The organism is Enterobacter sp. ENT02, assembly GCF_019219165.1.
GTDB classification, from domain to species: domain Bacteria; phylum Pseudomonadota; class Gammaproteobacteria; order Enterobacterales; family Enterobacteriaceae; genus Enterobacter; species Enterobacter mori.
In genome coordinates, this window is sequence record NZ_JAHUWD010000029.1 from 1 (window position 1) to 292 (window position 292).

General features: G+C 45.9%; 1 rRNA gene. It reads right to left on the reverse strand.

The annotated features are described in order from the left end of the window. Positions 1–92: ribosomal RNA gene (locus KW829_RS22770) — 23S ribosomal RNA — on the reverse strand; the annotation flags it as partial. Positions 93–292: the final 200 nt, after the last annotated feature.

A 292-nucleotide genomic window follows, 5' to 3' on the forward strand; every position in this document is an offset into this window, starting at 1 on the left:
ATATCACCTCGCCGGCGCTTTTCGCAGATTAGCACGTCCTTCATCGCCTCTGACTGCCAGGGCATCCACCGTGTACGCTTAGTCGCTTAACCTCACAACCCGAAGATGTTTCTTTCGATTCATCATCGACTTGCGAAAATTTGAGAGACTCGAACACACATTAACTGTGTGTCGTTTCAATTTTCAGCTTGATCCAGATTTTTAAAGAGCAAAACTTCGCAGTGCACCTTTTCAGGTTCACTCTGAAGTTTTCTTGTGTTCGCAGTAAAAGGATGGTGGAGCTATGCGGGAT